This is a genomic window from Achromobacter sp. DH1f (assembly GCF_000633435.1).
In the GTDB taxonomy this organism is placed as follows: Bacteria; Pseudomonadota; Gammaproteobacteria; order Burkholderiales; family Burkholderiaceae_B; genus Achromobacter; species Achromobacter deleyi.
Genome location: NZ_AYMF01000007.1, coordinates 111066 through 124514, shown reverse-complemented (window position 1 = coordinate 124514; position 13449 = coordinate 111066). Strand labels below are relative to the sequence as shown.

Genomic DNA, 13449 nt, shown 5'->3' with positions numbered 1-13449 from the left:
GCGGCAGATGTGATAATGCCGTCATGAACTTTTCCGCTCACTCATGTCCGGAGGCTGACCCGGACCTGGCGCCCTCCGGCGAGGCGCCCGAAAACTTGCCTTGCGCCTCGGAATGCGCAGGCAAGACCGTGTCGTTGCCGCATGACCTGCCCGTCTTCCTGGTGGGGATGATGGGTGCCGGTAAAACGACCATTGGCCGTGGCCTGGCGCGTGCCCTGGGGCGCGAGTTTGTCGATCTGGATCATGAGCTCGAGGCGCGTTGCGGCGTACGGGTGCCGGTAATCTTCGAAATCGAGGGCGAGGCCGGTTTCCGTCGCCGGGAGGCCGCCGCTTTGGAAGAGTGTACCCAACGGCGCAACATAATTCTTGCCACGGGCGGCGGCGCCATCCTGGCGGCCGAAAACCGCCTGCGGCTGCGCCAGCGGGGCATCGTGGTCTATTTGAGGGCCAGCGTGGACGAATTGTTCCGCCGGACTTGCCGCGATCGCAACCGTCCCCTGCTGGCTACCGCCGATCCCCGTGGCACGCTGCGCGATCTGATGACGCTGCGCGAGCCCCTCTATAAAGAAGTGGCCGACCTGGTGGTGGAAACGGGCTCGATGCCCATCCACACCCTGGTCAAGGCGCTACTGCCGCAATTACAAGCCTTCGAGAAGCAGATATGAACGTTGTTGAGGTCGACACCCCGGGCGGCCAGTACCCGATCCGCATCGCACCGGGCCGCCTGGACGCCCTGGACCAGTGCATTCCCGCCGACGCCACCGCCATCGCCGTGGTCACCAACCCAACGGTGGCCGCGCTGTACGGCGAACGCGCCGAGGCCGCCCTGGCGCGCACCGGCAAGCGGGTGCTGCGCATCGAATTGCCCGACGGCGAGTCCTATAAAGACTGGCAGTCGCTGAACCTGATCTTCGACGCCCTGTTGACGCATCGCCTGGACCGGCGCTGCGTGCTGGTGGCGCTGGGCGGCGGCGTGATCGGCGACATGACCGGGTTTGCCGCCGCGGTGTACATGCGCGGCGTGCGCTTCGTGCAGGTACCCACGACGCTGCTGGCGCAGGTCGATTCGTCGGTGGGCGGCAAGACGGCCGTGAACCACCCGCTGGGCAAGAACATGATCGGCGCCTTCTACCAGCCGCTGGCGGTGGAAATCGACACCGACGTGCTCAACACCCTGCCGGCGCGCGAGATCTCGGCGGGCCTGGCGGAAGTCATCAAGTACGGCCTGATCCTGGATCCGGATTTCTGGACCTGGTGCGAGGAAAACGCGCCCAAGCTGCGCAGCCTGGACCCCCAGGCCATCGCCTACGCCATCCGCCGCTCTTGCGAGCTGAAGGCGCAGGTGGTGGGCAAGGACGAGCGTGAATCCGGTCTGCGTGCGATCCTGAACCTGGGCCATACCTTTGGCCACGCCATCGAGGCCGGCCTGGGTTACGGCGCCTGGCTGCACGGCGAGGCCGTAGGCTGTGGCATGGTGCAGGCCGCCGAACTGTCGGCGGACGTGGCGGGCTTTCCGCGTGCCGATGTGGCGCGTGTGCGCGACCTGGTGGCGGCCATCGGCTGCCCCACGGTGGCGCCTGACCTGGGCGCCGAACGTTGGCTGGACCTGATGCAGGTCGATAAAAAGACCGAGGGCGGCGAAATCCGCTATGTGCTCATGACCCGCATCGGCGAAGCGATGATGCGGGCGGCGCCGGCAGAGGCCGTGCGCGCCGTGCTGGCCCGAACCACCGAGTAACGACAGGAGTGACGGTGTCGCAGATGAAAGAACTGGCTTCCTATGCATCCGACCCGTCCCGATCGCGCGGCCGGACCTATGCCGAGCCGCCGCCGGAAAACCGCAGCGAATTCCAGCGCGACCGCGACCGCATCGTGCATTCAAGCGCGTTTCGGCGGCTGGAATACAAGACCCAGGTCTTCGTGAACCACGAAGGCGATCTGTTCCGCACCCGGCTGACGCACAGCCTGGAAGTGGCGCAGATCGCGCGCACGCTGGCGCGCAGCCTGGGGCTGTCCGAAGACCTCACCGAAGCCATTTCGCTGGCGCACGACCTGGGCCACACGCCCTTTGGCCATGCGGGGCAGGACGAGCTCAATGCCTGCATGCGCGAGCTGGCGCCCGAGGCGGGCGGCTTCGAGCACAACCTGCAGAGCCTGCGCGTGGTGGACGAGCTTGAAGAGCGCTATGCCGACTTCAATGGTTTGAACCTCTGCTTCGAAACGCGCGAGGGCATACTCAAGCATTGCTCGGCGGCGCATGCACGGCAACTGGGGGCCGTGGGCGAGCGCTTTTTGTCGCGTACCCAGCCATCGCTGGAGGCGCAGTTGGCCAACCTGGCCGACGAAGTGGCCTACAACAACCACGATATCGACGATGGCCTGCGCTCGGGCCTTATCACGCTCGAACAGCTGCAGGACGTCTCGATTTTCCAGCGGCATCATGCCCAGGTGCTGGATCGCTACCCGGGCCTGGCGTCGCGCCGGGCGGTGGCCGAGACCATCCGCCGCATGATCAACACGCTGATCACCGATCTGACGCAGACGTCGCTGGCACGCATACGCGATGTGGCGCCGGCCAGCGCCGACGACGTAAGGCGTGCGCCGCCGCTGGCCGGGTTTTCAGACGTGATTCGCCGCGAAGCCGACGAGCTGAAGAAATTCCTGTTCGACAACCTGTACCGGCACTATCGGGTGCTGCGCATGACCACCAAAGCACGGCGCATCGTGCGCGAATTGTTTGCAGCCTTCCTGGATGACCCGCGGTTGCTGCCGCCGGACTATCGCCGGGCCGCGTTCAACGAGCAGGCTCGCGCCATTGCGGACTACATCGCCGGCATGACCGACCGCTACGCCATCCGCGAGCACAAGCGCTTGTTCGACATGGCGTAGGTCCCGAGAGCTGGCGGTTTGCCACGGCGGCAAACCGTTGCTGCTATGGTTTCAGCGATGCTTGCGGTAGGGTTCGTCGGCCTCGACGAAGGTCGCTTCGGCGCGTGCGTCGCGCATCCATTCCTGCATGGCCGGCAGCGCCAGCACGGCATCCATGTAGTCGCGCACCGGGCCCGCCGCGGCGATGCCATACGTGGTGAAACGCGACACGATCGGCGCAAAGAAGGCGTCGGCGATCGAAAACGCACCGAACAGGAACGGGCCGCCCTGGCCGAATTCGGCGCGCGTGTCTTGCCAGATGGCATGTATGCGCGAGATGTCCTGGCGTGCGGCTTCGGGGATATCGATGCCGGGCAGATGGGCTTCGATATTCATGGGCAGGGCCTGGCGCAGTGCGCCAAAGCCGCTGTGCATCTGGGCGGCCAGCGAGCGGGCTCGCCCACGGGCGCGGGCATCCTGCGGCCACAGGCGGGCCTCGGAGTGTTGTTCGGCGACGTATTCGCAGATGGCCAGCGAATCCCACACGGCGAATTCGCCATCCAGCAGCACCGGCACCAGGCCGGCCGGGGTCAGCGGGCCCAGGCTGCGGGCGAAGTCCTCAGTGAACAAGCCCAGCTTTTGCTCGGTGAATGCGACACCGGTGGCGCGCAGGGCGAGCCAGGGGCGCAAGGACCACGACGAATAGTTCTTGTTGCCGATGATCAAGGTGTACATGTCGATTCCCCTATGTGGCGCCGCGCCCGTCAACCGCCGGGCGTGCGGCGCAGCAGTTTGCCCAGATAGTGCCCCGTATGGCTGCCCGGGGCGTCGGCGACGTCTTCGGGGGTGCCTTGCGCCACCACGCGGCCGCCGCCGTCGCCGCCTTCGGGGCCCATGTCGACCAGCCAGTCCGCCGTCTTGATGACGTCCAGGTTGTGTTCGATGATCAGCACCGTATTGCCGCTGTCCACCAGTTGGTTCAGCACCTGCAGCAGCAGTTCGATGTCGCGGAAATGCAGGCCGGTGGTGGGTTCATCCAGGATGTACAGCGTGCGGCCGGTGCTGCGCCGCGACAGTTCCTGGGACAGCTTGACGCGCTGCGCTTCGCCGCCGGACAGCGTCGTGGCGCTTTGGCCCAGCCGGATATACGACAGGCCCACGTCGATCAGCGTATGCAGTTTTCGTGCAATGGCCGGCACCGATTCGAAGTATTCCAGCGCCTGCTCGACGGTCAGGTCCAGCACTTCGCTGATGTTGCGGCCGCGATAGCGGATTTCGAGCGTTTCGCGGTTGTAGCGCTTGCCGTGGCAGACGTCGCAGGGCACGTACATGTCAGGCAGAAAGTGCATTTCCACCTTGACCACGCCGTCGCCCTGGCAGGCTTCGCAGCGTCCGCCCTTGACGTTGAAGCTGAAGCGGCCGGGATCGTAGCCGCGCGTGCGCGCCTCGGGCACGCCCGCGAACAATTCGCGGATCGGCGTGAACAGGCCGGTGTAGGTGGCCGGGTTGCTGCGCGGCGTGCGGCCGATGGGGCTCTGGTCGACGCTGATGATCTTGTCGAAGTTTTCCAGCCCCTGCATCGACACGTAAGGCGCGGGTTCGCTTTGCGCATGATGCAGCGCGCGCGACACCGCCACGGCCAGCGTGTCGTTGACCAGGGTCGACTTGCCCGACCCTGACACGCCGGTCACGCAGATCAGCCGGCCCGCGGGCAGGCGCAAGTCCACGGTTTTCAGGTTGTTGCCGCTGGCGCCGGTGAGCGTCAGCCAGGGCAGGTCGTCGGTGACCGGGCGGCGCTCTGGAATGGCGATGGCGCGCTTGCCGCTCAGGTACTGGCCCGTGAGCGAATTGGGATCGCGCTGCACGGTGTCGGGATCGCCTTGCGCCACGACTTCACCGCCGTGCTCGCCCGCGCCGGGTCCCATGTCCACGACCCAGTCGGCCATGCGGATCATGTCTTCGTCGTGTTCGACCACGATGACGCTGTTGCCCAGGTCGCGCAGGTGCTGCAGGGTGCCGATCAGGCGGTCGTTGTCGCGCTGGTGCAGGCCGATGGAGGGTTCGTCCAGCACGTACATGACGCCGGTCAGGCCCGAGCCGATCTGGCTGGCCAGGCGAATGCGCTGCGCCTCGCCGCCGGAGATGGTGTCGGCGCTGCGGTCCAGCGACAGGTAGTTCAGGCCGACGTTGTTCAGGAAGCTCAGGCGCGCCTCGATCTCGCGCACGATGCGCTGGGCGATCTCTTGCTTGGCGCCGGTCAGCGTCAGGTCGCGGAACCACGCCAGGCAGGTCGACAGCGGCATGGCTTCGACTTCGTAGATGGCCTGGCCGTGGCGTTCGCCGCCGCGCGGATCGTGGCCGATCAGCACATTGCGGGCCTCGGGCCGCAGCCGCGAACCGCCGCAGTCGGGGCAGGTCTTGATGTTGCGGTACTTGCCGAGCTCTTCGCGCACGGTGGCCGAATCGGTTTCGCGCCAGCGGCGTTCCAGGTTGGGGATCACGCCTTCGAACGTGTGGCGCTTGACGGTGCTGCGGCCCTTTTCGTTCAGGTAGAGGAACGAGATTTCTTCTTCGCCGGAGCCGTACAGCACCTTGTCGCGCAGCGCCTCGGGCAGGTCTTCGAAGGGCGCTTCGATATCGAATTCGTAGTGCGCGGCCAGGCTGGTCAGCAGCGAATGGGTAAAGGCGTTGCGGCGGTCCCAGCCGCGGATGGCGCCGGCCGCCAGGCTGAGTTCGGGGAAGGCGACCACGCGCTTGGGGTCGAAGAACCCGACCTGGCCGATGCCGTCACAGCTGGGGCAGGCGCCCATCGGGTTGTTGAAACTGAACAGGCGCGGTTCCAGTTCCGGCAGGCTGTGGCTGCAGACGGGGCAGGCGTAGCGGCTGGAGAAGACCTGTTCGCGAGTGCTGTCCATGTCGAGCGCCAGCGCGCGGCCGTCGGCCAGCTGCAGGGCGGTTTCGAAGCTTTCGGCCAGGCGTTGCTTGCTTTCGGGCTTGATGCGCAGCCGGTCGATCACGACATCGATGTCGTGCTTCTCGGTTTTCTTGAGCGGCGCCATGCCGTCGATTTCGACCATCTGGCCATCCACGCGCAGGCGCACATAGCCTTGCGCCTGCAGGCTGGCGCATTCGTCTTCGAAGCTGCCTTTCTTGCCGCGCGCGATGGGGGCCAGCACCGCCAGCCGGGTCTCGGCCGGCCAGGACAGCACCGCGTCCACCATCTGGCTGACGCTCTGGGCCTGCAACGGCAGGCCGTGATCGGGGCAGTAGGGCGTGCCGACCCGCGCATACAGCAGGCGCAGGTAGTCGTGGATCTCGGTGATGGTGCCGACCGTGGAGCGCGGATTGTGCCCCGCGGCCTTCTGCTCGATGGAGATCGCCGGCGACAGGCCTTCGATCAGGTCCACGTCGGGCTTGTCCATCAATTGCAGGAACTGGCGCGCATAGGCGGAAAGGCTTTCGACGTAGCGCCGCTGCCCTTCCGCGTAGAGCGTGTCGAACGCCAGCGAGGACTTGCCCGAGCCGGACAGGCCCGTCACCACCACCAGCTTGTGGCGCGGCAGATCCAGCGAGACGTTCTTGAGATTGTGGGTGCGAGCACCCCGAATGCGTATGGTCACGTCTATCGGGCTCTTTTAAGCGGTTGCAAAGGCCAACTTGGTACTATAGCGCGCCGAGTCCTCCCCCGTACGGGGGCGTTCGCCAAGATGGCTTGATGCGGACCCGGCGCCCAGGATCAGACCGTAAGCGCATGACATCCGTCAGCGCGGCCGGCCCTCGTCATCGTCTAGATTTCCGCATGCCGGCAGATACCAAACTGAAATTGACCCCCTCCGAGCGCCGCGCCAGCGTGGCGCTGGCCGGCCTGTTCGCCGCGCGGATGCTGGGGTTGTTCCTGTTGTTGCCCGTTTTCGCCGTTGCCGCCCGTGGCCTGCCCGGGGGCGACGACCCGGCGCGCGTGGGCCTGGCGCTGGGCATGTATGGCCTGACCCAGGCTTTCATGCAGATTCCGTTCGGCCTGGCGTCCGACCGCTGGGGCCGCCGGCCCGTGGTGATCTTCGGCCTGCTGCTGTTCGTGGCGGGCAGCATTGTCTGTGCCCAGGCAACCGACGTGTTCTGGATCACCATCGGCCGCGCCATCCAGGGCGCCGGCGCCATCTCGGCCGCCGTGACGGCCTGGCTGGCCGACGCCACCCGCGACGAGGTCCGCACCCGGGCCATGGCCATGGTGGGCGGATCCATCGGCCTGTCGTTCGCGGTGTCGTTGGTGCTGTCGCCGGTGCTGGTGGGCTGGTGGGGCCTGTCGGGTCTGTTCTGGACCATTGCCTGCCTGGGCGTGATCTGCCTGGGCGTGGCGCGCTGGGTCGTGCCGGTGGTGCCGCGCACGCAGGCCCGCAGCATGCAGGCGGCCAGCCCGCGCCAGGTGCTGACCCACCGCGACCTGCTGCGGCTCAATTTCGGCGTCTTCGTGCTGCACCTGATCCAGGTGTCGTTGTTCGTGGTGGTGCCGGCGCTGCTGGCCAAGGTGGGCGGCCTGGACGCGCGCGAACTCTGGAAGGTCTACCTGCCGGTCATCCTGGTGTCGTTCGTGCTGATGGTGCCGGTGGTGTTCGTGGCGGAAAAGCGCCGCGCGCACCGTGGCGCCTTGCGAGGCGCGGTGGCGGGCCTGGTGCTGGTATGCGCGCTGCTGCCGGCGGCGAGCCATGGCTTTTACACCCTGGCGGTGGCCTTGACCGGCTTTTTCGTGGCGTTCAATGTGCTTGAAGCCCTGCAGCCGTCGCTGGTGTCGCGCGTGGCGCCGCAGGCCTACAAGGGCTTGGCGCTGGGGTTCTACAACACGGCCCAGGCTGCCGGCCTGTTCACCGGCGGTGCGCTGGGTGGCTGGGTGGCCTCGCATTCGGGCGCGGGGGCGGTGTTTGTCGGCGCCGCGGTGCTGGCGGCCTTGTGGCTGGTCGTGACCTGGGCGCTCAAGCCGCTGGCGTAGCGGGCCGGGCCATGCCCGGGGCGGAAAGTCGCGGATCGCGCCGCCAACGGTGTCCAACAGCGCTGAAATCGTTTCCCGGGCAGGACAGCTTTGTCACGATTCCGGTTTGGCGCGGCAGGCGCTTTTCGTCGATAATACTAGCCAAATTAGGGCTTCACCGGCATCGCCGGTCATCGCTATGATGACCGGCGAGTTTCATGAAGCCGGTCTTCAACATTGCTATTTATGTTGTTGCCGGCGTGTCCGCGGCAACGCGTGGCGCAGGCTGTCAACAACAGAGGGACAACGGCATGGCATCGGTTAACAAAGTCATTCTCGTGGGCAACCTGGGTCGCGACCCGGAAGTCCGCTACAGCCCCGACGGGGCCGCAATCTGCAACATGTCCATCGCCACCACCTCGTCCTGGAAGGACAAGGCCAGCGGCGAGAAGCGCGAAGAAACCGAATGGCACCGCGTCGTCATGTATAACCGCCTGGCTGAAATCGCCGGCGAATACCTGAAGAAGGGCCGCTCGGTCTACATCGAAGGCCGCCTGAAGACCCGCAAGTGGCAAGACAAGGACACCGGCGCCGATCGCTACAGCACCGAAATCGTCGCTGACCAGATGCAGATGCTGGGTGGCCGTGAAGACGGCGGCGGCGGCGGCAGCTACGGTGGCGGCGGTGGCTACGACGACGCGCCCGCGCGCCAGCCGCAGCAACGCGCTCCGGCTCAGCGCCCGGCGCCGCAGCAGCGTCCGGCTCCCCAATCGGCCCCGGCCGGTGGCGGCGCCAACCTGGCCGACATGGACGACGATATCCCGTTCTGATCGCGTCATCGCGATGCTGCGCCGACCGCGCATCATCAACAGAGCCCGGCAAGCCTTGCGGCCGCCGGGCTTTTTTGTGCCGGTTGCCTGGCCGTCCCAGCGGCTGTCCACAGGCTACGCACAGCCTGTCCACAGCTTGCTCACCGATTTTCAGGGCTTTTCCACCGGTTATGCACAAGGGGGCAGGGCGGCCGTGGGCGGGCCTGAGTCCGATCAGGCATGCAAACGACCTACTCTAATCTCGGCTTTTCAATTCCCGCTGTCTGGAGAGCCGCAGCCTGTATGGGTTTACCGTCAAACACCGGGTGCCCTGTCCACAGGCTGCGCACAGCATCTCCACAGCTTGCCCACCGATAATCAGGGCTTTTCCACAGCTTGTTAACAGGGGTAGGCTGACAAGCCTGCCCCTTCATGCCCGCGAGAGAGCCGCAATGACCCAGAACATCTACGACACGCCGGAATTCTTTGAAGGCTATAGCCAGATGGCCCGCTCGGTGCATGGCCTGGATGGCGCGCCCGAATGGCCAGCGTTGCGGGCACTGGTGCCCGATGTGAAGGGCCGCGACGTCGTCGACCTGGGGTGCGGCTTCGGCTGGTTCTGCCGTTGGGCCGATGAGCAAGGGGCTGCCAATGTGCTGGGGTTGGACGTGTCCGAAAACATGCTTGCGCGGGCACGTGACACCACTCGCAGCACGACGATCCGGTATCAGCGGGTCGATCTGGACCAGTTGCAGCTACCGCCGCAAAGCGTCGACCTGGCCTACAGCTCGTTGACGCTGCATTACCTGGAACACCTGTCCGCGCTGTTCGCCACGGTGCACCAGGCGCTCAAACCGGGTGGGCGCTTCGTGTTTTCGGCCGAGCACCCGATCTACACGGCGCCGACGCGGCCCGGCTTCGTCCAGGATGCTACGGGGCAGCGCATCTGGCCGTTGAATCAGTACGCGCTGCGGGGCCCGCGGACCACCGACTGGTTGGCCAGGGGCGTCATCAAGCAGCATCGCACCGTGGGGGACTACGTGAACCTGTTGATCGAAGCGGGTTTCACGCTGGCGCACCTGGACGAATGGGTGCCCACCACGGCCCAGCTTGCCGCCCAGCCGGCGTTGGCCGAAGAACAGGACCGGCCCATGATGCTGCTGATAGCCGCGGCTCGTTGAAATATCTGGTTTCACAATAACCGCTTGCGCTATCTATCTAGTAGTAGGTAAGATTCATCCATCGACGCAGCAAACCCAGCAACACCGCAGCGTCGCCCCAAACCAGAAATACAGTAGTCCCCTTTTTTTATTTGCCTAGTTATCTACCTATAAGTAGATAGTTTAACTGAAACAACCTAGCCATCGCTATCTGGAGATCCATCATGAAGACCCTCGTATCCGCCTTGATCCTGTCCGCTTCGTTCATCGGCGCCGCCCATGCTGGCGAACTGGACTACCCGCCTGCCGCCAATACCCAAAGCACGGTGACCCGCGCCCAGGTGCAGCAAGAACTGGCCGCTGCCCGCGCCAACGGTGAACTGGCCTCGGGTGAAGAAGGCTACGCCGCCACCGCTTTCGCCAGCGCCGGAGACAAGAGCCGCGCGCAAGTGAAGCAAGAATTGGCCGCTGCCCGCGCCCAAGGCCTGACCGAAAGCGGCGAACTGGACTATCCCCCCGTTCAAGGCTGATTTTTTTCGGCTGGACGTCTATCTATAGATAGGTAGCCTTTCCGAGCCTGGCCGCAATGTCGGCAGCAAGACCAAACAGCAAGACCCAAGCAGCACTCCCTGAACAGCAAGCCAAGCATCGCCCCATCCTTACTGGAGATCCACCATGAAGACCCTCGTATCCGCCCTGATCCTGTCCGCCTCGTTCATCGGCGCCGCCCAAGCCGGCGAACTGGACTATCCGCCCGCCGCCAACACCCAAAGCACGGTGACCCGCGCCCAGGTGCAGCAAGAACTGGCCACCGCCCGCGCCAATGGTGAACTGGTCACCAACGAAGAAGGCTACGCCGCCACCGCTTTCGCCAGCGCCGGAGACAAGAGCCGCGCCCAAGTGAAGCAGGAACTGGCCGCTGCCCGCGCCCAAGGCCTGACCGAAAGCGGCGAACTGGACTACCCGCCCGTTCAAGGCTGAGTCTGATGCCGAACGATGCGGACTCCGGGGGGCGGGATATTTCCCGGCCGGAGTCCGCACGGTTGTTCCGGCCCGGGGAAACCCGCCGATGACGAACCGATCTATTAGTAGGTAATATTCAGCCATGGACACTCCGACTCCCAACACCACCCGCGACCAGCTGCTGGCCCATGCCGAGAAGCTGATCCGTACCCGCGGTTGCAATGGCTTCAGCTATCGCGACCTGGCTGAGCATGTGGGCGTGAAGACGTCCAGCATTCACTACTACTTTCCTGGCAAGGACGACCTGCTCTACGAGGCCGTCGAAGCCTACAGCGCCCGTGCGCTGGCCTCGGTGCGCAGCATCGATACCGCCCAGCCGGCCCACGCCCAGCTCGAAGCCTATCTGTCGATGATGGAATCGAAGGCCTGCAGCAGTGGCGAGCTGTGCCTGGGCGGCATGCTGGCCGCCGAAGTCATGAGCCTGCCCGAGCGCGTGCGTGGCGCCCTGCAAGGATTCTTCCGGGCGCACGAAGTCTGGCTGACCAGGGTGCTGGCGCAAGGCGCTGAAGAAGGCACGTTGAAATTCTCGGGCACCGCCGAAGCGGCCGGACGCGCGGTGTTCGCCACCGTGCAGGGCTGCTTGCTGGTGTCTCGTCTGTTCCAGGCGCCGCCCGCCTTGTGCGAGGCGATCAGCGCCCTGTATGTGGAATGCCAGGATAAGCCGGCGGCTTGAACGGCCCACCTGGTTGTCGCCACGGCCGCACTGCGCAAGCGTGCGGCCGTTGTCTTTGGGGCGTCGCCGTGTTGGCTGGGCAGGCTCAGGCCAGTGCGCGCGCCATGTCCACGCTGCTGCGCGCCTGCATGCCCAGATCGCGCATGCGTTGCAGAAAAGTGGACTGGGCGTCGTCGAAGCCTGTGACCGGACTGATGCAGTCGGTCAGCAGCACCACGCGCGACAGATTGCCGCCCGGCAGGTATTCGCCGATGTGCTCGACCGTGGCCTTGACGCAGTGGCTGCCGGCAACCCCCGCGACGATGATGAGGTCGGCGCGGTCCAGCGAGTCGAGCAGGTTGCGGTTGAGCTGGCTGCGCGGATCGTCGGCGTCGGGCACCTCGGCCATCAGCGCGCTGTAGTGTTCCGTCCACGGGTTGGTGCCCTTGGGCACCTTGCGCACGATGAATTGGCCCGCGTCTTCCCAGCGGCTGTAGGCGGCGCGCACATCTGGATGGACATTGTGGCCCCAGGTGCCGATTTCGCAGTGCACGGGCCACACCATCAAGGTGTAGCGGCCGCGCGCTTCCAGTTCATCCAGGTATGACAACGTCCGCGGCAGGTCGTCGACATGGCGCGGCTGGAAGGCGCCCGAACGCACCTGGCTGGCAGTGATGGGGGTGAAAGGGACCATGGCCCGCCCGTCGCCGGTACGCCAGAAGGTGGGATGGGCAATGTCCAGACGGTGGTGTGAATCCAGCGTGACGGTGATGGCCGACAACGCCGGTGCGGCGGCATCGATGAATCGCGCCAGCCGCTGCATGTCGGCATGCGCGCCGGGCACTGGCAAGGCGGGCGCGATGGCCTGGCCGGTCAGGGGATCGGCGGGCAGGTAACCCTTCGGCAGATCGCAGAAATCGTTCTGCGGATCGATGATCAGTAGATGAACAGAGCGCGACATGGGGGCGGGGGCGGGGAATGAATACGGAATATAGACCGGGATGCCCGCGCCGGGCGAGTTCATTGCGTTTGCCCTCTTGGGGTGGAGCCATCCCGCCAGGCAGGACATGCTAGAACAGCACGAGGTGATGGGCGCAGTCCGGCAATTGCCGCAGCAAGGTGCGCCACAGGAACCAGATGCGTACCAGCGCCGCCACCCCGACTGCTGCTGCGATGTAGAAAACCATGACCCGCTCCATTTTTCATTAAATTCGCACGATCGTGCGAAATTGGCTGCAAGAAATGCCGGCTCGCGCCGGCGCGTGGGGATTATTCGATGTACTTGAAGCTGCGATACGTGGAAATCAGACGCTCGTAGGCGGCGCGCACCCGCTCGTGCGCCTTGGGGTCCCGCAAGAAACGGGCGTCGTGCATCAGTCCGATCATCAGGCTGTAGACCTCGAACACCAACTGCTCGGGATCCGTGTCCGGACGCAGGTGGCCGGCTTCCAGTGCCTGCTGCACCGTGCGGACCATCGCGGCGCGCCAGCCGCGCAGATGTTCTTCGACCACCGAGCGCAAGGGCGTGTCGACGTCGTCGTACTCAAAGGCGCCCGCGACATAGATACAGCCGGTCAGCAGCTCGACATTGCAGGCGCGTTCGATCCAGTGGGCCACCAGCGCATTCAGACGCGGCAAGCCGCGGGGTTGTGCCATGGCGGGGGTGAACACGGCGGCTACGAAGCGGCGGTCGTATTCGTCCAGCACGGCTTGCTGTAGCGCTTCGCGCGACCCCACCCTGGAGAACACGCCGCTCTTGCTGATCCCCAGCCGCTTGGCGACCTGGCCTAGCGACAGGCTCTCCAGCCCTTGGGCGGCGGCCATGTCCAGGGCCGCGTCCACAATGGCCGCGAAAGTCAGCTCGCTTTTTTCAGTCAGGGCAGTCATGCCCGAAATTTAGCACGATCGTGCGAAATGGGGAGATTTATTTGCCGCCGCTGCTGGCAGGGGCAGGCAAAGAAAAGCCGGGCCGCT

13 protein-coding genes are annotated in these 13449 nt (G+C 65.5%); 9 read left to right on the top strand and 4 right to left on the bottom strand.

What is annotated here, in order from left to right:
• Positions 1 to 23 precede the first annotated feature (23 nt).
• Genes U858_RS0106175 through U858_RS0106165 form a run of 3 tightly spaced genes read left to right on the top strand, consistent with a single transcriptional unit; the run spans position 24 to position 2889 of the window.
• A complete protein-coding gene (locus U858_RS0106175) occupies positions 24 to 665 on the top strand; it encodes a shikimate kinase (RefSeq protein ID WP_025136312.1) in 642 nt (213 codons plus the stop codon).
• Positions 662 to 1738, top strand: a complete 1077-nt coding sequence (gene aroB / locus U858_RS0106170; protein WP_025136311.1) for a 3-dehydroquinate synthase — start codon at positions 662 to 664, stop codon at positions 1736 to 1738. The genes U858_RS0106175 and aroB overlap by 4 nt, the downstream gene beginning before the upstream one ends.
• Before the next feature lie 23 nt (positions 1739 to 1761).
• Entirely contained in the window at positions 1762 to 2889 is a 1128-nt protein-coding gene (locus U858_RS0106165) for a deoxyguanosinetriphosphate triphosphohydrolase (RefSeq protein WP_025136310.1), read from the top strand.
• A 51-nt stretch (positions 2890 to 2940) separates the two neighbouring features.
• Here the strand turns inward: U858_RS0106165 and U858_RS0106160 are convergent, their stop codons facing one another.
• Both U858_RS0106160 and uvrA read right to left on the bottom strand, forming a co-directional pair.
• Positions 2941 to 3603: a glutathione S-transferase family protein gene (locus U858_RS0106160; protein ID WP_025136309.1), complete on the bottom strand. Its 663-nt coding sequence runs from the start codon at positions 3601 to 3603 to the stop codon at positions 2941 to 2943.
• Positions 3604 to 3632: 29 nt separating this feature from the next.
• The gene (gene uvrA / locus U858_RS0106155; RefSeq protein WP_369797640.1) at positions 3633 to 6488 is read right to left on the bottom strand and encodes an excinuclease ABC subunit UvrA; all 2856 of its coding nucleotides are present in this window, start codon (positions 6486 to 6488) and stop codon (positions 3633 to 3635) included.
• 179 nt (positions 6489 to 6667) lie between these two features.
• Between uvrA and U858_RS0106150 the strand changes: the two genes are divergently transcribed.
• From U858_RS0106150 to U858_RS0106125, 6 genes are all read left to right on the top strand, one after another.
• Positions 6668 to 7852, top strand: a complete 1185-nt coding sequence (locus tag U858_RS0106150; RefSeq protein ID WP_025136307.1) for an MFS transporter — start codon at positions 6668 to 6670, stop codon at positions 7850 to 7852.
• A 290-nt stretch (positions 7853 to 8142) separates the two neighbouring features.
• Entirely contained in the window at positions 8143 to 8661 is a 519-nt protein-coding gene (gene ssb, locus U858_RS0106145) for a single-stranded DNA-binding protein (protein WP_025136306.1), read from the top strand.
• A 431-nt stretch (positions 8662 to 9092) separates the two neighbouring features.
• Positions 9093 to 9821 carry a class I SAM-dependent methyltransferase gene (locus tag U858_RS0106140; RefSeq protein WP_025136305.1) on the top strand — a complete coding sequence of 243 codons (729 nt, stop codon included), beginning with the start codon at positions 9093 to 9095 and terminating at the stop codon, positions 9819 to 9821.
• A gap of 203 nt (positions 9822 to 10024) precedes the next feature.
• The gene (locus U858_RS0106135; RefSeq protein ID WP_025136304.1) at positions 10025 to 10330 is read left to right on the top strand and encodes a DUF4148 domain-containing protein; all 306 of its coding nucleotides are present in this window, start codon (positions 10025 to 10027) and stop codon (positions 10328 to 10330) included.
• Positions 10331 to 10475: 145 nt separating this feature from the next.
• On the top strand, positions 10476 to 10781 hold the full coding sequence (locus tag U858_RS0106130) for a DUF4148 domain-containing protein (RefSeq protein WP_025136303.1): 306 nt from the start codon (positions 10476 to 10478) through the stop codon (positions 10779 to 10781).
• Between the two features lie 124 nt (positions 10782 to 10905).
• Positions 10906 to 11496, top strand: coding sequence for a TetR/AcrR family transcriptional regulator (locus tag U858_RS0106125; RefSeq protein WP_025136302.1), 591 nt, complete (start codon positions 10906 to 10908; stop codon positions 11494 to 11496).
• 85 nt (positions 11497 to 11581) lie between these two features.
• Here the strand turns inward: U858_RS0106125 and U858_RS0106120 are convergent, their stop codons facing one another.
• Together U858_RS0106120 and U858_RS0106110 are read right to left on the bottom strand one after the other, a co-directional pair.
• Positions 11582 to 12436 (bottom strand): isochorismatase family protein, encoded by an 855-nt coding sequence (locus tag U858_RS0106120; RefSeq protein WP_025136301.1) that lies wholly within the window; start codon positions 12434 to 12436, stop codon positions 11582 to 11584.
• 308 nt (positions 12437 to 12744) lie between these two features.
• Positions 12745 to 13362 (bottom strand): TetR/AcrR family transcriptional regulator, encoded by a 618-nt coding sequence (locus U858_RS0106110; RefSeq protein ID WP_025136300.1) that lies wholly within the window; start codon positions 13360 to 13362, stop codon positions 12745 to 12747.
• Positions 13363 to 13449 lie beyond the last annotated feature (87 nt).